1 protein-coding gene is annotated in these 1,059 nt (G+C 37.4%); it reads right to left on the bottom strand.

The annotated features are described in order from the left end of the window. On the bottom strand, window positions 1–1,059 hold a 1,059-nt coding region (locus GJS40_RS13965; RefSeq protein WP_270898460.1), incomplete at both ends, for a transposase.

Raw genomic sequence — 1,059 nt, 5'->3', positions numbered from 1 at the left:
ACCGAACACACTTTCTACTTCGTTCTTACGTTTCGAGTAGATAGCGGCTTTATCATCACACTCAAGGGCTGCCTTAGCTTTTGCTTTCATTTCTTCGAAAATCGGATTCCAGTGAACTTGTCGATTGTCTTTTGCTTTCGTACATTGTGGTTTGAGTGGACAATCCGTACAATCTTCACACTCATACACTTTATAACTTTGTACATATCCAGAGGCGTTTTTTGCGTTTCGATAATTCTTGAAGGGAACTTTTCGTCCATTCGGGCAAATGAAACAATCGTCTAATTCACGATACTCCCAATTTCTTGCGTTTTTCATATCGTTTTTATATTTGCGAGTTTGTTCTTTTACATACGTCCCGTATGGAATCAGAAAATCAAAACGAGGTTCTTTATCTTCACCTACCGCGTAAAGATAATTTTCTTCACTACCATATCCTGCATCGGCGATCACTGTTTTCGGCATAGGTAAACCTGACTTCGCTAATTTTTCCATATGAGGAATGAAACAACGCGTGTCCGATGGACGTTGGTGAATGCTGTAAAACAAAATAAATTGATTTTCCGTTGCCATTTGCACATTATAACCAGGTTTTAATTGACCGTTTTTCATATGATCTTCTTTCATGCGCATAAAAGTAGCGTCTTTATCTGTTTTCGAAAAGCTGTTTCGATCGCCAAGTTGCTTTTTATATTCGTTGTATCTTTCAAGTCTAGGTAAATAATTCTCACGAATCAGTTTGAAGGTTCGTTTCCAAACCGTGCGTTCTTTACGTAGTTCCTTGCGCATTGTTATATCCGTTTCTTCTTCCATTTTTTCGGTCAATTCTTCTACTTTTTCTTTGATTTGTTTCGCCACCTCTTCAAGATTTTGTTCACAAATTTGGTGATTGTTCGCCATCTCTTGTTCAGATAATTCTTGTATGTACTGTAATGTTTCGGCGATCTTTTCTCGTAATTTTGCTTCGAAATTCTCGGTTGATTTTCTCCACACGAAAGAATACTTATTGGCATTGGCTTCAATTTTTGTCCCATCCAAAAAGTAGTTTTCAAATGTGAT

The organism is Aliibacillus thermotolerans (assembly GCF_027853235.1).
In the GTDB taxonomy this organism is placed as follows: Bacteria; Bacillota; Bacilli; order Bacillales; family Marinococcaceae; genus Aliibacillus; species Aliibacillus thermotolerans.
Note: the sequence above shows the minus strand (reverse complement) of the source record. Positions and strands in the feature narration are given on the sequence as shown.